16 protein-coding genes are annotated in these 19,112 nt (G+C 63.8%); 7 read left to right on the forward strand and 9 right to left on the reverse strand.

Annotation, left to right across the window (positions count from 1 at the left end; genetic code table 11):
- Positions 1 to 2: 2 nt before the first annotated feature.
- The gene (locus tag J7355_RS11955; RefSeq protein ID WP_209063015.1) at positions 3 to 1,001 is read right to left on the reverse strand and encodes a M56 family metallopeptidase; all 999 of its coding nucleotides are present in this window, start codon (positions 999 to 1,001) and stop codon (positions 3 to 5) included.
- Entirely contained in the window at positions 1,001 to 1,399 is a 399-nt protein-coding gene (locus J7355_RS11960) for a BlaI/MecI/CopY family transcriptional regulator (RefSeq protein ID WP_209063016.1), read from the reverse strand. The genes J7355_RS11955 and J7355_RS11960 overlap by 1 nt, the downstream gene beginning before the upstream one ends.
- Positions 1,400 to 1,942: 543 nt before the next feature.
- On the opposite strand from J7355_RS11960, the gene J7355_RS11965 reads away from it, so the two are divergent.
- Positions 1,943 to 3,466, forward strand: coding sequence for a sodium:solute symporter family protein (locus J7355_RS11965; protein ID WP_209063017.1), 1,524 nt, complete (start codon positions 1,943 to 1,945; stop codon positions 3,464 to 3,466).
- A gap of 166 nt (positions 3,467 to 3,632) precedes the next feature.
- Here J7355_RS11965 and J7355_RS11970 read toward each other — a convergent pair whose 3' ends face one another.
- The 7 genes from J7355_RS11970 to J7355_RS12000 all read right to left on the reverse strand — a co-directional run bounded on the left by J7355_RS11970 (position 3,633) and on the right by J7355_RS12000 (position 12,930).
- Positions 3,633 to 5,069 (reverse strand): diguanylate cyclase, encoded by a 1,437-nt coding sequence (locus tag J7355_RS11970; RefSeq protein WP_209063018.1) that lies wholly within the window; start codon positions 5,067 to 5,069, stop codon positions 3,633 to 3,635.
- 478 nt (positions 5,070 to 5,547) lie between these two features.
- Positions 5,548 to 6,810, reverse strand: a complete 1,263-nt coding sequence (locus J7355_RS11975; protein WP_209063019.1) for an aminotransferase class III-fold pyridoxal phosphate-dependent enzyme — start codon at positions 6,808 to 6,810, stop codon at positions 5,548 to 5,550.
- Positions 6,811 to 6,990: 180 nt separating this feature from the next.
- The gene (locus J7355_RS11980; protein ID WP_209063020.1) at positions 6,991 to 8,139 is read right to left on the reverse strand and encodes an isocitrate/isopropylmalate family dehydrogenase; all 1,149 of its coding nucleotides are present in this window, start codon (positions 8,137 to 8,139) and stop codon (positions 6,991 to 6,993) included.
- A 55-nt stretch (positions 8,140 to 8,194) separates the two neighbouring features.
- Positions 8,195 to 8,689: a tRNA adenosine(34) deaminase TadA gene (gene tadA / locus J7355_RS11985; protein ID WP_209063021.1), complete on the reverse strand. Its 495-nt coding sequence runs from the start codon at positions 8,687 to 8,689 to the stop codon at positions 8,195 to 8,197.
- 61 nt (positions 8,690 to 8,750) lie between these two features.
- A complete protein-coding gene (locus tag J7355_RS11990) occupies positions 8,751 to 10,763 on the reverse strand; it encodes a TRAP transporter permease (protein WP_209063022.1) in 2,013 nt (670 codons plus the stop codon).
- Between the two features lie 123 nt (positions 10,764 to 10,886).
- On the reverse strand, positions 10,887 to 11,882 hold the full coding sequence (locus tag J7355_RS11995) for a TAXI family TRAP transporter solute-binding subunit (RefSeq protein WP_209063024.1): 996 nt from the start codon (positions 11,880 to 11,882) through the stop codon (positions 10,887 to 10,889).
- Positions 11,883 to 12,018: 136 nt separating this feature from the next.
- Complete coding sequence (locus J7355_RS12000) at positions 12,019 to 12,930, reverse strand: LysR family transcriptional regulator (RefSeq protein WP_209063026.1); 912 nt, start codon at positions 12,928 to 12,930, stop codon at positions 12,019 to 12,021.
- A gap of 146 nt (positions 12,931 to 13,076) precedes the next feature.
- Here J7355_RS12000 and J7355_RS12005 point away from each other — a divergent pair, with 146 nt between their 5' ends.
- From J7355_RS12005 to J7355_RS12030, 6 genes are all read left to right on the forward strand, one after another.
- Complete coding sequence (locus J7355_RS12005) at positions 13,077 to 13,532, forward strand: VOC family protein (RefSeq protein WP_209063028.1); 456 nt, start codon at positions 13,077 to 13,079, stop codon at positions 13,530 to 13,532.
- Positions 13,522 to 14,577, forward strand: coding sequence for an SDR family oxidoreductase (locus J7355_RS12010; protein ID WP_209063029.1), 1,056 nt, complete (start codon positions 13,522 to 13,524; stop codon positions 14,575 to 14,577). Before J7355_RS12005 ends, J7355_RS12010 begins: the two co-directional genes overlap by 11 nt.
- Positions 14,578 to 14,602: 25 nt before the next feature.
- A complete protein-coding gene (locus tag J7355_RS12015; protein ID WP_209063031.1) occupies positions 14,603 to 15,397 on the forward strand; it encodes an SDR family oxidoreductase in 795 nt (264 codons plus the stop codon).
- Positions 15,398 to 15,537: 140 nt separating this feature from the next.
- Positions 15,538 to 16,761, forward strand: a complete 1,224-nt coding sequence (locus J7355_RS12020; protein ID WP_209063033.1) for a YeeE/YedE family protein — start codon at positions 15,538 to 15,540, stop codon at positions 16,759 to 16,761.
- Positions 16,762 to 16,829: 68 nt separating this feature from the next.
- Positions 16,830 to 17,717: a haloalkane dehalogenase gene (locus J7355_RS12025; RefSeq protein WP_209063035.1), complete on the forward strand. Its 888-nt coding sequence runs from the start codon at positions 16,830 to 16,832 to the stop codon at positions 17,715 to 17,717.
- A gap of 81 nt (positions 17,718 to 17,798) precedes the next feature.
- Positions 17,799 to 19,109, forward strand: coding sequence for a DUF2252 family protein (locus tag J7355_RS12030; protein ID WP_209063037.1), 1,311 nt, complete (start codon positions 17,799 to 17,801; stop codon positions 19,107 to 19,109).
- Positions 19,110 to 19,112 lie beyond the last annotated feature (3 nt).

Raw genomic sequence — 19,112 nt, forward strand, 5'->3', positions numbered from 1 at the left:
GCTCAATGTCCCACCACCGGAAGGAGCCATTCGGTCCAGTGATGCAGTTTGACTCCGATTGCGAGACTGCTCGCCGAAGCGAACGCCACGATTCCCGCAATCCATACCGACACGCGCGGATATGAGCATACCGGCCCAGCCAACAGCGATTCGACACGTGTGGTGAGATCGCTATCGATCAAGTGGCAGGCTACGACGTTATTGTGCTGCGCCGAGCAGCCCTTTTGAAGTCGCGCTACGGTTACGAGACAAGCCGCGACGCGTAGGCGATCGCCGACGTGCTCGGCCACCGTTTCGTCGCACCGCTGCTCGATAGCCAATCGCCACTGAGCCCGCAGGCTGCGCCCCGTCTCAGGCCACATCAGGTAGGACAGTGCTTGAACGGCCAAACCGAACAGGATGTCGTGTCGACGAATATGAACGCGTTCGTGCGCCAGAACAATTTCAAGCTCTCCGGCGCTAAGCGAGTTTTCCAAACCGCGGCTTACGAATATTTGCCCCCGTTTGAGGCCGGCGGCAAAACCAAACGGGTTTGATGTCTCAAGGCGGAAGTAGTCTGACCGCTCAGCAGGCTGCGCCATCCGCTGGAGTGTCTTGAGCTTGTCGAGGGCGCTCACAAAGCGTCGCACCCCGAAAAGAGAAGCAGCCACGGCAAGCAAGCCCAACGAAAGGCCTGTCAGAGCTAGCCAGCCCGGTAACACGACCTGAGGAGCATGCCACTGGCAAAGCGCAGCGTACCCGTCCGTATCGCCGCCACAGTGCCATCCGTGCCCCGCGTCGAAATAAGCCAGGGGGGCGGAAAAAGCCACCGCGAGCGCAAGGGCCACAAAGATCGGCAGTAGCAACAAAACGAAAAGTAAGCGCGCGCGTGCCGTTGGACCTGTCTGAGCCAAGCGCGATTTCAAGCGCCCGAAAGCAAACCCACTCAGAAGCGCTCCGAAGATGACGCCGACAGTGAGAAGCAGCGCGTAGCTTGAAGCCGCATGAATCCAGCCGCTCATTACTTGGGCTCGCTGTTTCGACGCTCGTCGATGAGTCGCTGCAATCGATCGAGGCTATCGTCGTCTTCTTTACCGGCCAGGTTTAAAAACGCGGCGAGCAGGGCATTCGAATTATTGGCGCCCAGGCTCTCAGCGATCTGGCTGGTTGTCTGCAGCAACAGGTCTTCGCGACTAAGGCGCGGCGAGTAGACATAGGCTCGGCTATGCTTTTGCCTACTCAGCAACCCCTTGCGGGCGAGCCGCTCTAGGGTCGATTGAACTGTATTAAGGCTCCGCGGCGCGTCACCTTGGAGCGCCTCATACGTCGCTTTGACGTCAGCCGATCCGGCGCACCAGAGGTGCTCCATTACGGCGATCTCAAGATCGCCTAAAGGTAGGCTGACTTGTCCCTTGGCCATCTACTGAACCTCTCGCGATCTGAGAAGCTAGTCTCTGCCCCCGAAAACCGACTGTCAATCGGTTTTATCTGCTGGGGACTGACTACGCTCTGAACATCATGATTCAGGAGCTAAAAATAGAGGTGGCCGTGGAAGGAGCGAGGGACTGACGACTCGCTCTCACCAACCTATTTACGTCGGCTTCGGGTCGATAGCCGCCGAAAGCGAAGCTCATGGCCATCGACTTATCTAGCTGATATCTAGGTCAAGCCAGCTACTCGGCCGTGGCGTAATGTCGCAGCCTGTCGGGGATCGCAGTTGGTCGCTTGCCCTGCCTGTAAGGTAGGGCCGCTGAGCCTGCAACGGATGAGGAGTACACGCGAACGAGCCGCTGGATCTGGGCCGTCTGGGCCCTGGTCGTCGTTGCCTTTGTATTGCCCTACGGGCCGCTTCGCGACGTTCATGCGTGGTACGGCAGTTTTCTAGTCTGGACCCTGATCGGAATAGCCGTGTTCGCCGTCAACGTATTGATCACCCGAGATTTTACCGACGATCGAGAACTCGATGAGTAGCGGCCTGATCTGGCTCGCCATCGGCGTCTATCTGGTAATCGCGCTGGCAACCGCCTGGGCCGCGCGGTCGGGTGCGTCGAGCGATATGAGCGCCTATTTTCTGGGTGGCCGGCGCATGGGCGGCATGGTTTCCGCGCTCAGCTACAGCGCGACCACCTACAGCGCTTTCATGCTCGTCGGCCTGGCCGGGCTGACCTACGCCGGCGGCATCGGCGCATTCGGCTTCGAGATCGTTTATTTCGCCGGCGTGTCGCTGATTTCGGTATTCGGGCCGCGTTTCTGGGCGGCCGGCCGCCGCTACGGCTTCGTTACGCCCAGTGAGATGCTGGGCCACCGGTATCAAAGCTGGGCGGTGTCAGTGGTGGTCACGCTCACGAGCTGCCTGTTTCTCATCCCCTACGCCGCGGTACAGCTCGCGGGCGTCGGCTATCTGCTATCCGGCATGACCGACGGCGCGATTTCGTTTACCACCGGTACTGTGGTCGCGACCGCGCTGGCGGTGGTGTTCACCTGGATTTCCGGCATCCGTTCGGTGATGTGGACCGATGCGCTGCAGGCGGCGTTCATGATCGTGGCGGCAACGCTGGTCGCGATCGTCGTGGTCAAGGCCCTGGGCGGATTCGGCACGCTGTTTGCCACGCTGGCACGCGATCATCCGCAAGCGCTGGCGGTGCCCGGCAGCGGGCGGTTCACTCTGTTGACGTTTGTCGGACTGACCATGCCGTGGTTCTTTTTCAGCCTGTCGAACCCGCAGGTCAGCCAGCGGCTGTTCATGCCGGCCTCGTTGACGGCGATGCGACGCCTCATTCTCGGTTTCATGGTCTTCGGCCTGATCTACACGCTGGTCGCGGTGATCTGGGGCTTGGCCGCCATTGTCGCGTTTCCAGATTTGGCCAGCGCGGACCAGGCGACCCCGACGCTCCTCGGTTCGGACTTCGTGCCGCCGGTGCTGGCCGTGATTGTGATGGTGGGCATTCTTGCCGCGGCGGTGTCGACCATCGACTCGATCATGCTGACGCTGTCCTCGATGCTGGCGCGCGACGTGTACGCCAACCGCCGCACCACGGTTTCTGAGCGCACCCAGCTCAAGGTGGGCCAGTGGGTCATCCCGGTGATCGCATTGGCCGCGTTCGTGTTTGCCCAACTCAGGCTCGATCTGATCGTGGTGCTCTCGGTTGCGGCTTCGGCCGGGCTGGTGGTGGTCGTGCCTGCCATTATCGGCGCGTTTTTCTGGCGCCGCGGCACGGCGACCGGGGTGCTCGCGAGTGTGACGATCACCGGGCTCGGCGTGCTCGTGAGCGAGGTCAGCGGCATCGACTTCTTCGGTCTGCCAACTGGGGTCTGGGGGCTGCCCATGAGCACCCTGATCTTTGCCGGCGTCAGCCTGGCGACGCGGGCGCCGACGAGCGTCGCCGAGGCGTTCATGGCTTGCGCCAACGGCGACCAATCCAAGGTTTCGGATACCCCCGAAGCCGGCTACGCCAACAGGGTTCTCAACCGTTCGGGGAACCCATAGCGTTCGACTGGCTTGCCATATCAAATACGCGTACGGCTGCTCTCCCTCGTTTAATGACTTAATGATCGGAAAGTTCTCAGCGCAGCAGGCGCAGTCTGCCGTGGGTTGTATTCGGCAGTATCGCTTTGGCGGCGAACCAGAGTTCTACGATCTAGAGGTCTTAATATCAGCCTAGAGTAGACTCACTGCGTACCGCCCGATCACGTCCTTGCGCTTTGGCTTCGTAGAGCGCTTTGTCGGCCCGATCGATGACAATTTCTGGTGGCTCATCGCACAGCGTCGTCGTGACGCCCGCACTCGCAGTGAACGGCACGTTTTCCCCGTTGACTTCCAGGCCTGCGGCACGAACACGACCCAGCAGTCGTTCTACCGTAATCATGGCCGAGGCGCCGGCTGTGTCGGGTAACAGCAGAATGAACTCTTCGCCGCCCCAGCGGCCGATCGCGTCGGCCCCGCGAAGTGTCGATTTGGCGAGTTCGGCGAACAGCTTGAGTGCGCGATCGCCTACGGCGTGGCCGTGGCGGTCGTTCAAGCGTTTGAAGTTGTCGAAGTCGACCACGACGACGCTTAGCGCGCGAGCGTAGCGACGGCCACGTTCAATCTCACGCTCGAACTGCTGGGCAATCAGCCGCCGATTCCCTAGACCTGTGAGCTCGTCGAGCGTGGCCAGTTGTTTAAGTTGATCATGTGCGCGTTGCAGTTCCGCCAAATCTCGCTCACGAAGCAACTCGTGATTGAGCCACTGAGAGAACATGCCGATCAGGTCGAGATCGTTCTGCGTGAACTCACCGGTCGGGGAGGTGCTCGAGAAATTGAGCGTCCCGATTGTTTCACCATCGATTTTCAGTGGCGCGCCGATGTAGGACTCTAGAGCGAACCGCTGATAGCAAGGGTGGTTGCATAGCGCGCTTTCGCCCGTTCGATCGACGGCATACGGGCCATCTTCGACAAGCATGTTGCAACAGTAGGTTTCAGGCAGATCGAAGACCTGCCCGGCCTCCAAAGATTCTGTGCGATCCACGGCGTCGATAATTTCGTAGCGATCACCGTCGATGCGACTGACGATACCAATCGGCATCCCGAAGTGCTTACAGCCCAGCTCCAGGATCGCCGTCCGCCGTTGCGCGAAACTCAGTTCGGGGTTGGACGTGATTTCATGCAGGCCGTGCAACGCCTTTTCCGAAGCTACGCGACCGGACAGATCTCGAATAATGCCGAGATACAGCACACCGGAGGCATCCGAAGCGGGAATGCGTCCGCCGATCGTCTCGCCATCGAAGACACTTCCATCCTTGCGCCGGTAGCGCATCAGATAGGCCTCGTGTGGCCCCTGCGCATTTCGATTGAAGCGTTTCCGGCCTTGCTCACGAAAGTCGGCCGTGTCCTCATACAGCTCGGCCGTGCTCAGTCCAATCAACTCCTCCCGGCTATACCGAAACAGCGACACCAAAGCATTGTTGACGAGAATGATGTGCCGGTTCGCATCAGCGACGACAACCGCTTCTGGAATATCGGCGAAGGTGTGGGCCAGCAACAGCTGTAGGGCGTCGTCGCCAAAGGGCAGCGTATTGCCTCCGGTCGCGTTTTCGATGAGTGAGTTCATTGGGCCTTGCGTGTGCTAACGCCGCCCATAGCGGACGTCGCTGTGAAACCAGCTCGCGATTTTCCACCCACCACGCATGGGGGGGGGGGTGGCGAATAAACGGCGGTGTCTATCCGTAAAATAACGGGGTCTGTATATCTTTTCAATTCGCTAGCGTTTCGCTTGCGTCGGGATCGATAAATGTCTGCTAAGGGTCAGTAGCAAACCTTTCGCAGAAGCGTTCCATCGATCGCAAGATCAGCGCGATTAGTGTACGTGCACAAACCTGTCGCACCGGACTAATGATTACTGCAGCGCTTGAACGGCGCAGGGGAGAACGCACTCACCGGGGACTCACTGGTTTTTTTGATTTGCGTTTAGGGGCGTTTGTTCGCGGGCCGGCGCTGGCCCCGTTACAAGAAATTATGCGAAAACCATAAAAAAAGGCCGCCATCCGAAGATGGCGGCCTTTTCAGGCTTCGCGTTTTTTCGCAGCGCCCTAGGCCGTGGCCTCTACCGCCTTGGCGAAGATGTCGGCCCCTTCGTCGATCTGCTCGCGGCTGACCACCAGCGGCGGCAGGAAGCGCACCACCTGCTTGCCGGGCCCGCAGCGCAGCAGCAGCAGGCCGTGCTCTTCGCAGGCGGCCGCGACCGCGCCGGCGCGGTCGCCGTCGGGCTTGCCGTCCTTGGTGAACTCGACGCCCATCATCAGGCCCTTGCCGCGCACGTCGCCGATGCCGGCATCCTTGTCCTTGATCGCGTTCAGGCGTTCGCCCAGATGGGCGCCCTGAGCGGCGGCGTTGTCGACCAGGCCTTCGCCCTCGATCACGTCGAGCGTGGCGAGCGCCGCGGCACAGGCCACGGCGTTGCCGCCGTAGGTGCCGCCCTGCGAACCGGGCCAGCCCTTTTCCATGATCGCCTGCGGCGCGGCACAGGCCGACAGCGGAAAGCCGCTGGCCAGGCCCTTGGCCGTGACCACGACATCCGGCTGCACGTCGAAATGGCTGTGGCACCAGAATTTGCCGGAACGGCCATAGCCGGCCTGGACTTCGTCCATGCCCAGCAGCATGCCGTGGTGGTCACAGCGCTCGCGCAGACCCTGCATGAACCGGGTATTGGCCGGAATGAAACCGCCCTCGCCCTGGATCGGCTCGATGAGCATGCCGGCGGTATCGCCCGGCGCGCTGATCGTCTGCAGGATGTAGTCCAGTTCGCGCAGGCAGAAGTCCGTGGCCTCTTCCTCGGACCAGCCATAGCGATAGCTGTTCGGGAACGGCGCCACGACCACGCCGCCCATGATCGGCTGCAGGCCGGCGGTGTAGGCCGTGCCGGACGTTGTCATCGAGGCCGAGCCCATGGTGCGGCCATGAAAACCGCCGTGAAAAACGACGATGTTCGGGCGGCCCGTGGCGTGACGCATCAAGCGCATCGCCGACTCGGCCGCCTCGGTACCGGCACTGGCATAGAACACCGCGTCGATATCGCCGGGCATCTTCTCGCCCAGACGCGCGGACAGATCCTGGATTGGCTGATGCATGATCGTGGTGTACTGACCGTGGATCAGCTTGCCGACCTGTTCCTGGGCGGCCGCCACGACCTTGGGATGGCAATGGCCGGTACTGGTCACGCCGATACCGGCGGTGAAGTCCAGATAGCGCTGGCCGTCCTTCGCGTACAGATAGCAGCCTTCACCGCGTTCGACTTCGACGCGGGTGGCCTGCTTGAGCAGCGGGGACAGGTGGCCGGGGCGGTTTGCCGTCATGGCGGTTCTCCAGATGGTGTTCGTGATGGCGCTTCGCGCGAGACTAGACCTGATGAACGGGGGATTCAATCACTGCGTGAACACCCTGCCGATTGCCCGTCAGGCCTTGCGTACTAAAGCACCGCACGCAGACGGGCCGATCGCGCTGCGACACGCTGGGCGACCGCCCCGCCCGCGGCTTCAGAAGCCTTCGATGATCGCCGTGCCGATGGCGTCGGTCGCCCGGCGCTCCTGGCCGTGGGCGAGCAGATCCGCCGATGCGGCGTCGCGCAGTCGGTTGGCCGCCCGCGCGGCGCTCGGATCCTCCACGCCCATCCAGTCCAGCATCATGGCCGTGGTCAGCAGCATGGCGGTGGGACCGGCCATGTTCTTGCCGGCGATATCCGGCGCGCTGCCGTGGGTCGGCTCGAACATCGGCGGGCGCGAGCGATCCGCCGGATTGACGTTGCACGACGGCGATACGCCCATGCCGCCGTTGAGCACGGCCGCAAGGTCGGTGAGGATGTCGCCGTGCAGGTTCGAAGCCACTACCACGTCGAACATCCACGGGTGGCTGACGAACTTCATGCAGGCCGCGTCTACCAGCTCATGATGGGTGGCAACGTCCGGATACTCCGTGGCGATGCGCGCGAAGATCTCGGTATACATGTCGCCCCAATGCGCCTGGGCGTTGCGCTTGGTGATCACGCAGACCTGACTTTCGCGTTCGTCGCGGCCGAAGCGGCGCGTCCGGCCCTCGGCCTTGCGCTCCGCTGCGCGCATCCGCGCCTGCTCGAAGGCATGCCGAATGATGCGATCGGTCGCACGATGCGTGAACAGCGCCAGCTGGGTGGCGATCTCGTTGGGCGTGCCTACTGCCTGTCGCCCGCCCTGGTTCACGTACTCGCCCTCGCTGTTCTCGCGAATGACGAGCATGTCGATATCCTTCGCCCGCGGGTCCGCCAGGAACTGCGGCGCGCCCGGCAACGGCCGACAGGGGCGCTCACAGGCCCACTGGTCGAAGTGCTTGCGAATCTGCAGCAGCGGCCCGAGCGACACGGCATCCGAAAGCAGATAACGGTTGGGGTCGTCGATCGGGCCGGGGTCGCCGAGCGCACCCAGCAGAATCGCATCAAAAGCGGCCAGCTGGTCGAGATAATCCGCCGGCGCACTTTCGCCGTGCTTTTCGTGCCAGGCATGCGACGGCCATTCGAAGGTCTCGCATTCGATCGAAAGATCCGGCTCCTTCTCACAGAGCGCCTCGAGCGCACGCGTGGCCTGAGCCATGACCTCGGGGCCGATACCGTCGCCGGGCAGAACCGCGACGCGCCATGTCTTTTGCTTGTTCATGGGCGGCAGGCTATCACTGTCGTCGCGCCCTGCGCAGGCCTTTTTTACGACCGTCTCAGCGCGCTTCGCGGCGGGCGCGGAAAAAGGCTCGCAGAAGCGCCGCACTCTCCTCGGCCAACACGCCGCCGACATGGGCCACGCGGTGGTTCAGGCGTGCTTCGTCGAACACCGAAAAGATGGAATGGACCGCCCCCGCGCGAAAATCATCCGCACCGTAGACGACCCGCTCGATACGGGCATGGCCGATCGCGCCCGCACACATCGCACAGGGCTCCAGCGTGGCGTAAAGCGTGGCGCCGGGCAGCCGGTAGTTGCCGACCGCGGCACAGGCGGCCCGCAACGCACGAATCTCGGCATGGGCGGTGGCGTCGTGTTCGGCAATCGGGCAATTCCAGCCCTCGCCGAGCAGTTGATCGTCGCGTACCACCACCGCGCCCACGGGCACTTCGCCCGCGGCCTCGGCACGACGCGCCAGCGCCAGCGCGTGCTGCATCCAGCGCCGGTCGGTTTCGCTGGTGCTGGCGCTGATATTCGGCGTGACCGTGTTCATGGCGACGAGAGGATACCGCGACGGGCCGCACGGCGCGGTGCGCTGGCCACTGCGCCGGTCATCACCCCGTCGTGGGCACCAGCGGCGCCCCGGCGCGATGGCGGTGCCAGAACACCACCGCGGCCAATAAGCCGATGCCGACCAGATCCGTCCAGCTGCCCGGCTTGAGCAACAGCAGCGCACCGACAAGCATGAGCAGGCGCTCGTACCAGTACATGCGGATCTTCAGATAACCCTGGGTCGCGGCCACGAAGCCGAGCATGCCGACCAGCGCGGTCACGATCACCCAGCCCGCGTAGTACCAGCTGCCGACATTGATCAGCAGCAGTTCCGGATTGAAGAAGAACATGAACGGCAGGATCGCCGTGCGCAGGTCGTAGATGAAGCCCTGAACCCCGGTGGCGATGGGGTCAGCCCGCGAGATCGCCGAGGCGGCATAGGCGGCCAGACCGACCGGGGGCGTGTCGTCGGCGAGGATGCCGAAATAGAACACGAACAGATGCACCGCCACCAGCGGCACGACCAGGCCCGCTTCGCCGGACAGATTCACGATCACCGGCGCGACCAGCGCGGCCATGACGATATAGTTCGCCGTGGTCGGCAGACCGATGCCAAGAATCAGCGAGGTGATGGCACTCAGCAGCAGCACGATCCAGATATTGCCGCCCGAGAGCACGTCAAGCACCTGGGTCAGGCCATAGCCGAGATTGGTCATGGTGACCATGCCGACGATGATACCGGCGGCACCCGTGGCGATCGCGATCGTGGTCATGTTGCGCGCGCCGGTTTCCAGCCCCGACACGATCAGGCGCAGGCCCTGCCACAACCCGGCAACAAGATTGCCGCTGCGCACGCCCTTGACCACTTCCTGCACCAGAATCAGCGCCGTGAGCACGACCGTGGCGTTCAGCGCACTGCGCTCGGGGGTGAGGTTGGCCCACATCAGCTCATAGAGCAGAAAGGCGACCGGGATCAGGTAGTGCACACCGCGCACGAAGGTCGGCCAGAACGGCGGCAGGTCGGCACGCGGCAGCCCCTGCAGGCCGAGCTTGAGCGCTTCGAGATGCACGACATAGAGCAGCCCGAGATAAGTCAGCACCGCCGGCACCAGCGCGTGGATGATCAGCTGCGAGTACGGCATGTCGATGAAGGTGGCCATGATGAACGCCGCCGCGCCCATGATCGGCGGCATCAGCTGGCCGTTGACCGAGGCGGCTACCTCCGTCGCCCCCGCCTTGACCGGCGGATAGCCGATCTTTTTCATCAGCGGGATCGTGAAGGTGCCCGTGGTGACCGTATTCGCGGTCGACGAACCGGAGATCACGCCGGTGAGCAGACTCGCCACCACCGAAGCCTTGGCCGGCCCGCCGCGAAACGTCCCCAGCCCGCTATAGGCGAGATCGACGAAATACTGGCCCGCCCCGGCCTTGTCCAGCAGCGCGCCGAACAGCACGAACAGAAACACGAAGGTCGCCGACACCTGAATGGGCGTGCCCCAAATGCCCTCGGTGGTGATATAGAGCTGCTGGATGATCTGCGGCCAGTCGTAGCCGTTGTGCAGATAGATCACGTCCGGCGGCGTGAGCGGGATGAGGCCGGCCGGCCCGGTAATGCCGTAGATGACCACCAGAGCGGCGATGATGGGCAGCGCAAGGCCGAGCAGCCGCGTCGCCGCAATGGCCAGAAACGCCAGCAGCGCGGTACCGACCCAGATATCGCGCGGCTCGGGCAGCCCGCCCTGCACGACCACGATGTTGTAGTAGTTGAACAGGATATACAGCGCGCTGGCCACGCTGGCCGCCGCGAGCAGCCAGTCGTACCAGGGGATACGATCGACCGCGCCGCCTTTGCGCGGATAGGCCAGAAACGCGAGCGCGAAGCCGAAGGCCAGATGAATCGAGCCGATCTTCTGCGGGTTGAGGGTGCCGAAATAGCTGGCATAGAGCTGGAACAGGCTCCACCCCACGGCAATCGTGACCAGCAGCCAGCGCTGCCATGCGATCGCCGGTTCGCGGCCACCGTATTCGCTGGCCTTGACGATGTCCTCGGCTTCCGGCTTCACGTGTTCAATCATCGATCATCCCTGCACTGATCCTGGTCGTCGCTCTCGCGTGGTTGCACCCACGCGCCGCAACGCAAGAACCCCGGCCGCAACGACCGGGGTTCGGGTTTCGTCCATCCGGTCTCTATGGACCGATCAGGACGGCGGCATCTGGCTGTCCTTGATTTCGATGCCCTGTTCCTTGAAGAACTTCACCGCACCCTTGTGCAGCGGGATGGACATGCCCTCCAGCGCGCTGTCGAGAGTGAAGTACTTCTTCAGGTTCGGGTTCTGGATATCGTTGTAGAAGGCGTCCTTCTTCTCGTTGAAGACGGTGTTCATGAATTGATAGATCGCCTCCTCGGGCAGCTCGGACGAGGTCACGAGCATGGCTTTGAGCGTGACGGCCGTGGCCGCGCCCATGTCGGGATAGGTACCTTCGGGAATGTCGATCTGCGTGTAGAATGGATACTTGGCGTTGAGCGCCTCGATCTTTTCGGGCGCGATCGACACCAGTTCGATCGGCGCGGTCTGTGCGGCCTCGGTAATCGCCGAGGCGCCCAGACCGACGGTGTAGAACATGGCGTCGATCTGGCCGTCGCGCAGCAGGCCCACGGCGCTGCCGGCGCTGCCGCGCACCGGCGCCTTCAGGTCGTCGATGCTCATGTCGAAGGCGCCGAACAGGTTCTTGACGTCCTGTTCCGTGCCCGAACCGATATCGCCGACATAGACCCGCTTGCCCTTCATGTCGTCGAGGCTGTCGATATCCGCATCCTTGCGCGCCAGCACCTGGATGGTTTCCGGATACAGCACCGCCACGCCGCGCAGGTTCTCGATCGGCTTGTCCTTGAACGCCTCGACGCCGGAACCGTTATAGGCGTAATAGGCGACGTTGTTCTGGCTCACGCCCATCTGCAGCTGGCCGGCGCCAACCGCGCGGTCGTTGAACACGGAGCCGCCGGTGGAACGCGCGTTGGCGCGGATATCGATGCCGGCCTCGTTCACGATCTTGGCCATGCCGACCGCGGTCGGGTAGTAGAGGCCGGTGGTGGAGCCGGAGCCAATGGTGATGAACGTACGCGCGCTGGCGAGCTGCGCACAGCCGAAGACCAGCGTGGCGACGACGAGCGTCTTGAGAATACGGGAAAACATGATGGTGGCGGCCCCCTGTGTTTATGTTGAATCGGCCGTCGCGAGCGCGAGGCGGCCATGAATCGAGTCTAGCCGAGGCCGGGATAAACGCAAGGAGCGCGCCAGAAGCCGCCGGCGCCCGCGCGACGCCGCCCGTTCAGGCCGGAATCGCTGTCATATCGGGCAACGCCGCCGCCTGCTCGGCCAGGCGCTCGCGCAGATAGTCCACACACAGACGCACCTTGGGTGCGACGAATCGACGATGCGGATACATGGCGTGGATGGCCGCACAGGGCAGCGGATGCGCATCGAGCACCGTTTCCAGACGCCCGCTCGCGAGATCCGCCTGCACGTCCCAGATCGATTTGAGCACCAGCCCGGCCCCCTGCAGCGCCCAGAGATGGGCGATTTCGCCGTCGTTCGTGGTAAAGCGGCCGCCCACGCGCACGCTGGTGCCGTCCGCGAACTGCCACGTCGTCGGCGGCGGATCCCCCATCAGCACGCAGCGGTGGTGCACGAGTTCGTCCGGACTGGCCGGGCGCCCGCGCTGATTTAGATAGGACGGCGCGGCACAGATCACACGCCGGTTCGGCGCAACCTCGCGAGCAATCAGGCTGGAATCGGCAAGCGCGCCGAAACGCACGGCGAGGTCGAAGCCGCCATCGACGATGTTCACCACCGCGTCGCTGGCATGCAGGCGCACGCGCAGGCCGTCGTGGATACGCTGGAAATCCTGCAGCAGCGGCGCGAGGCGGCGAGCAAACGCAACCGAGGTGGTCACCCGCAACTCGCCGCTGGCCGCCCGTGCGCCGATCGCGGCCTGGGCCTCGGCGTCCTCGATCTCGGCCAGGATACGCAGACACCGCGCCTGAAAATCCGCGCCCTCGTCGGTGAGCGAGAGGCTGCGCGTGGTGCGATTGATCAGGCGCACGCCAAGGCGTTTTTCCAGCGCAGCCAGACGCCGGCTCACCACCGCCGGCGATAGTTCGAGCTCACGGGCCGCGGCCGACAAGCTGCCGGCGTCGATCACCTGCACGAAGACACGCATCTGGATGAGTTGGTCCGCCATCGACTTGCTGCACTCCCGTTTGGCCCGCGTCTCGGCCTGCCGCGCGCGGCAGACATCGGCAAGGCCGCGATTATTGCACAAAGCACAACAAACCCTTGGCGCTTACGCCCGTTCTCGCCGCCGCTAACAAAGCCCAAACTACGCACATGAGCGATAGCGCAAACCACGAGACGTCGCCGGCGGCAACTGCGGTCGCCGTCACGCTCGACCACGCGACGCTGCGCACCGGAGATCTCGCCGGCCATCGGCAGTTCTTCCGGCGTCTGCTGGGCTTGCAGCCCGGCTATCGACCGGATTTCGGCTTCCCCGGCTACTGGCTCTATGCAGGCGAAACACCGCTGGTGCATCTGATCCCGAATCAGGACCTCGAGCAGCGCGATGCGAAGGAGACGATCGATCACATCGCCTTCCGGGTTCACGATATCGACAGCGCCACGCAGCGCGCCGTCGCCGGCGGCTACGTGCACAGCCGTAGCGATCTCCCCGCGCTCGGCGAACGCCGCCTGTTCGTGCAGACACCGACCGGCCTGCGCATCGAACTGGTGGAACGCGTACCCGATAACAGGCTTCGCACAGACACACAGGTAGACCATGACGAATGAAAGCGAAACCGGCGTCGCCCTGGTGGCCGGCGCCGGCGGCATCATCGGCCACGCGACCGCCCACGAACTGGCCGATCATGGCTGGACCGTACGTGCCCAGGGCCGCCGGGCCGTGCCAGGGTTCGAGACCGTACAGGCCGACCTCACCGATGCGAACGCCACGCGGCGCGCTGTCGAACAGGCCGGCGACACCACCCATCTGTTCTATGCGGCACTCAACCCCGATGCCGACCTGGCCACGGAAGCCACGCGCAACGCCGACATGCTCGGCAACCTGCTGGACGCGCTCGAGGCCGTGGGCGCGCCGTTGCAGCGCGTGGTCATCTATCAGGGCTTCAAGATTTACGGCATCCATCTGGGCGCGAACGTACGGACCCCGGCACGCGAGAGCGACCCGCCGCATATGCCCCCCAATCTCTACCAGGCCCAGGAAGCCCAGCTGAAGGCCCGCGCCGATAGCGCCGCCTGGGACTATGTCGCCCTGCGCCCCGATGTGGTCGTGGGCGATATCCACGGCAACCCGATGAACATCGCGCTGGTGATCGGCGTCTATGCCGAAATATCTCGGGCGCTGGGCATACCGCTGCGTTTTCCCGGCAGCGACCAGGCCTTCGTACAGATGGTGCAGACCACCGATGCCGCCCTGCTCGGCCGCGCCAGCGCCTGGGCCGCGCGCGAGCCCAGCGCCGGCGGCGAGGCCTTCAACGTAACCAATGCCGACACCTTCCGTTGGGAGCGCATGTTCGAGAACGTCGCCGCGCATCTGGGCCTGGAAACGGCCCGCCCGGTACCGATCACGCTTACCGAACACATGGCCGACAAGGGCCCGCTCTGGCGCGAACTCGCCGAGAAACACGATCTCGTCGAGCCCGATCTCGACAAGCTGGTCGGCTGGGGCTTTGGCGATTTCATCTTCAATACCGAGACCGACGTGGTTTCGGACGTGAACAAGATCTATCGCCACGGCTTCACCGAGCGCATGGATTCCTCGCGCTCGCTGCTTGCGGCCCTTGATCGGCTCAAGTCCAAACGCATCATTCCCTAGTACTTTTACCAACACAGGCTTCCCCATGCAGATCGAACTCAACGGCAAAACAGCGCTGGTCACCGGCTCGACGCACGGCATCGGTTTTGCCATTGCCACCGGGCTGGCGCGCGCGGGCGCCACGGTCATTCTCAACGGCCGCAAGCCGGATCGGGTCGATACGGCACTGGACAAGTTGCGCGAGGCGGTGCCGGACACGGATGCACGCGGCATTGCGGCCGATCTCGGCACCGCCGAAGGCTGCAACACGGTGGTCGAGGCCGAGCCGCGGGTGGATATTCTCGTCAACAACCTGGGCATCTTCGGCCCCAAGGATTTCTACGAGATCCCGGACGACGAATGGCAGCAGTTCTTCGACGTGAACGTCATGTCGGGCGTGCGCCTGTCGCGTGCCTACACGCCGGCCATGGTCGAGGCCGGCTGGGGCCGCGTGATCTTCATGTCGTCGGAGTCCGGGCTCAACATCCCCGACGAAATGATCCAGTACGGCATGACCAAGACCGCCAATCTGTCGGTCTCGCGCGGCCTGGCCAAGCGTCTGGCCGGTACCGGCGTGACCGTCAACGCGGTGCTGCCCGGCCCGACGCTCTCCGAAGCCGTGCAGTCCATGCTCGCCGACAAGCAGGCGGAAAGCGGCAAACCCATGGAAGACGTCGCCGCCGAGTTCGTGCAGCAGGCCCGTCCGAGTTCCATCATCCAGCGCGCGGCAACGGTCGAGGAAGTCGCCAACATGGTGGTCTATGCGGCCTCCGAGCAGGCCTCGGCAACCACCGGCGCGGCCCTGCGCGTGGACGGCGGCGTGGTCGACAGCATCGCCTGATCGGCTATCGATAACGGTCAGCCGAATGCGTAGTATCGTTTTTGCGGTACGGCGCATTCGTCATTTCGGGGTCGAGGCATGGACGGTGCGCGTTTTGTCTCGCGCTATGCTCGATTCCAGTAACCCAGTCGCAGAACGCCATGAGCCAGACAACGCTTTCGCCGAACCATAGCCTGCCGGCACCCCAGATCGGCGCTACCACGGTCGGCCTTGGCGCCAGCGCGCTGCTCGGCGCCTGGCTGTTCGCCATGCACGGCATCGAACAGGGCCTGTTCTTTCTGATTGGCATCGGCCTGGGCGTGTCGCTTTATCACGCGCGCTTCGGTTTCACTTCGGCGTTTCGCCAGCTCATGGCTGTCGGCCAGGGCACGACGCTGCGCGCGCATCTGCTCATGCTCACCGTCGCCTGCATTCTGTTCGCGCCGCTGCTGGCATACGGCAGCACCCTGTTCGGTGGCGATCTGCAGGGCTATGTGTTTCCGATCAGTCTCGGCGTGGCGGTTGGCGGCTTCATGTTCGGTGTCGGCATGCAGCTCGGCGGCTCCTGTGCCTCGGGCTCGCTGTATACGGTCGGCTCGGGCCAGAGTTCGATCGTGATTACCCTGGCCGGCTTCATCGTCGGCTCGGTATGGGCTGCCCATGATTTCGCGTTCTGGATGCAGCCATCCCTGCAGTGGCGCACGGTATCGCTGGCCGATACGAACTGGGGCTATCCGGGCGCGATCGTGATGCAGATGGGCGTTTTCGCGGTGATCGCCGCAGCCACTTACGCCATCGAAAAACGGCTGCGCCCGCCGCGTCGACAGGCGCCGCCACACGCCCACGGCTGGGCGCGGATACTACGCGGTGCGTGGCCGCTGTGGGCAGGTGCCATCGCACTCGCCGTGCTCAATGCACTCACGCTATGGACCAGCGGCAAACCCTGGGGCATCACCAGCGCCTTCGCGCTCTGGGGCTCGAAGGCCGTTGCCGCGACCGGTGCCGATGTCGGCCAATGGTTCTACTGGTCCGAACTGCACGCCGGCGTGCTCGACAAGCCCGTGCTTGCCGACCGCACGAGCGTGATGGATTTCGGCATCATCCTCGGCGCGATGACGGCCGCGAGTATCGGCGGGCGTTTTTCCATCGCCAGCCATATTCCCTGGCGCACCGTGATCGCCCGGCTTATCGGCGGCGTGCTGATGGGCTATGGCGCCCGTATCGCCTTCGGCTGCAATATCGGCGCCTATTTCGGCGGCATCGCATCTTTCAGCCTGCACGGCTGGCTCTGGGGCGTGGTCGCGCTCGGCGGCACCATGCTCGGCCTGAAATTGCGGCCGCTGTTCGGCCTCGGCGTGCCCAAACTAAGCGACGGTGTGTGCTGAAATAAGCGCCGCACGGCCGACATCCGCTCTGCTAGGGTGAATTTAGTCATCCCAACGGTAGACGGTCGATGAGCGACGAAGCCATGCCCTACAAAAAGCGCCATGTGACGATCGACGGTCGCCGCATGGCTTGTGTGGAGACCGGCACCGGCGATCCGATCGTGTTTCTGCACGGCAACCCGACGTCGTCGTATCTCTGGCGCAACATCATCCCCTATGCCGAACCGTACGGCCGATGCATCGCACCCGATCTGATCGGCATGGGCGATTCGGATCCCAGCGGTTCCGCCGGCCCCGACGCCTACGCCTTCTTCGAGCACCGCGACTATCTGGACGGCTTGCTCGACGCGCTCGGCGTGACCGAAAACGTGATCCTCGTGCTACACGACTGGGGCTCGGGGCTGGGCTTCGACTGGGCCAACCGCCACCGCGAGCGCGTGCAGGGCATCGTCTACATGGAGGCGTTCGTACGCCCGCTGGCCTGGGCCGAATGGTCGGACGGCGCAAAGGACATCTTCGCCGCCATGCGCAGCGATGCGGGCGAGCAGGTCTGCCTGGAAAAGAACGTGTTCGTGGAACGCATTCTGCCCAGTTCGATACTGCGCGAACTCAGCGAGGCCGAAATGGCGGAATATCGCCGGCCGTTCGCGCAGGCGGGCGAGCGCCGACGGCCGACCCTGTCCTGGCCGCGCCAGATTCCGTTCGACGGCGAACCGGCCGCGGTACACGACGTGATGGCTGACTATGCCGAATGGCTGGCCAGCGACGACGCACTGCCCAAACTGTTCATCAACGCCGACCCCGGCATCGTGCTGGTCGGCGCGCAGCGCGAGTTCTGCCGCAGCTGGCCGAACCAGCAGGAAATCACCGTGCCGGGGCTGCACTTCATCCAGGAGGATTCGCCGGAGGCGATCGGCACGGCCGTGGCCGATTTCACGCGCGGGATTCGCGGCTGATCACCACCTCGGGGCGCGAACCCGGCGCGATTCGTGCGGGTGGTTAACGCATGCTCCCGCTAACTGTGCAAGGAAGCGTCGATGGCTTTTCATTTCATGCGGTCGAGCCGCGAGGAACTGGTGCTCGACGAGATCGACGCCCACAACCGCCGGCTGAGCCGCGCCGACCGGGCGCGCAAGTACGAGAAGATGTCGCGCTCGCCCTATCGCTTCTTTCGCGGCACCAACCACCTGTACTGGGGCGACGTCTGGCAGGACTGGCGCTATTACCTGTTCGGCGGCCTCAAGGACACCCTGACCTGGCTGCAGGGCGACGCCCACGTGCACAATCACGGCGCCTATGGCGACCCGCGCCAGGGCGTGCACTACGGCATGGACGATTTCGACGATGCCGTGATCGGCGACTACCAGTACGACCTATGGCGCCATGCGGCAAGCATGGTGCTCGACGCCGAGGAGAACGCCGGCCTGGCACCCGACAAGACTGCCCGCGCGATACGACATCTGCTGAGCACCTATCTGGACACGCTCGCAGACCATGCCGACGGACGCAGCCCGGAAGACATCCACGTCAAGTACATCAAGAAGCCGCTCGGCCCCTTCATACGCAAAGTGATGCGCAAGAAAGGCCGCGCCAAACACCTGGCGAAGTGGACGAAGATCGACGATGAGGGCCGGCGTCACTTCAACCTGGACAAGAAGAAGATGGGTTCGGTGAGCGCCGCCGAGAAACGCCGCCTCGTGGCCGCGCTCGAAAACGAATATCTGCAGACACTGCAAAGCCGCGCCGACCGGCCGCGTTCGCACTTCACGGTCAAGGACATTGCCCGACGTCTGAATGCCGGCACCGGCTCGCTCGGCCTGCTGCGCTACTACGCGCTCATCGAAGGCGATACCGACAGCGTCGACGACGACATCATCCTCGATATCAAGCAGCAGACCGCCCCGCCCGCCTACCGATTCATGAACGCGCGCGAGAAACGCGCCTGGCGCAAGACCTTCGACCACGAAGCCCAGCGCCATGCCCTGGCCTTCCAGGCCCTGGCCAATCACCCCGACGACTATCTCGGCTGGATCACGGCGGGACGCAAGGTATTTTCTGTGCGCGAGCGCTCGCCCTTCAAAAAGGATTTCCCCACTCACAAGGTCGACGGCTTCAAACAGTACCGCCGCCTGACCCGGCAATGGGGCCGAATCCTCGCCCGCGAGCATATTCGCGGCGCGCACGCCCTGCGCCCGGAAGACCCGGCCAATTTCTGCCGCGCAGTGCTCTCGCGCTGCAACAACCAGCAGGAGGCCTTCAAGGCGATGGTCGTAGACGTGACTTTCACCTATGCACGATGCGCGAAGCACGACTATCGCGTGTTCCTCGCCGAACGCGGCGTCGGCTGAGCG

Source organism: Endozoicomonas sp. G2_2, assembly GCF_017744135.1.
Classification (GTDB): domain Bacteria; phylum Pseudomonadota; class Gammaproteobacteria; order Nevskiales; family Salinisphaeraceae; genus Salinisphaera.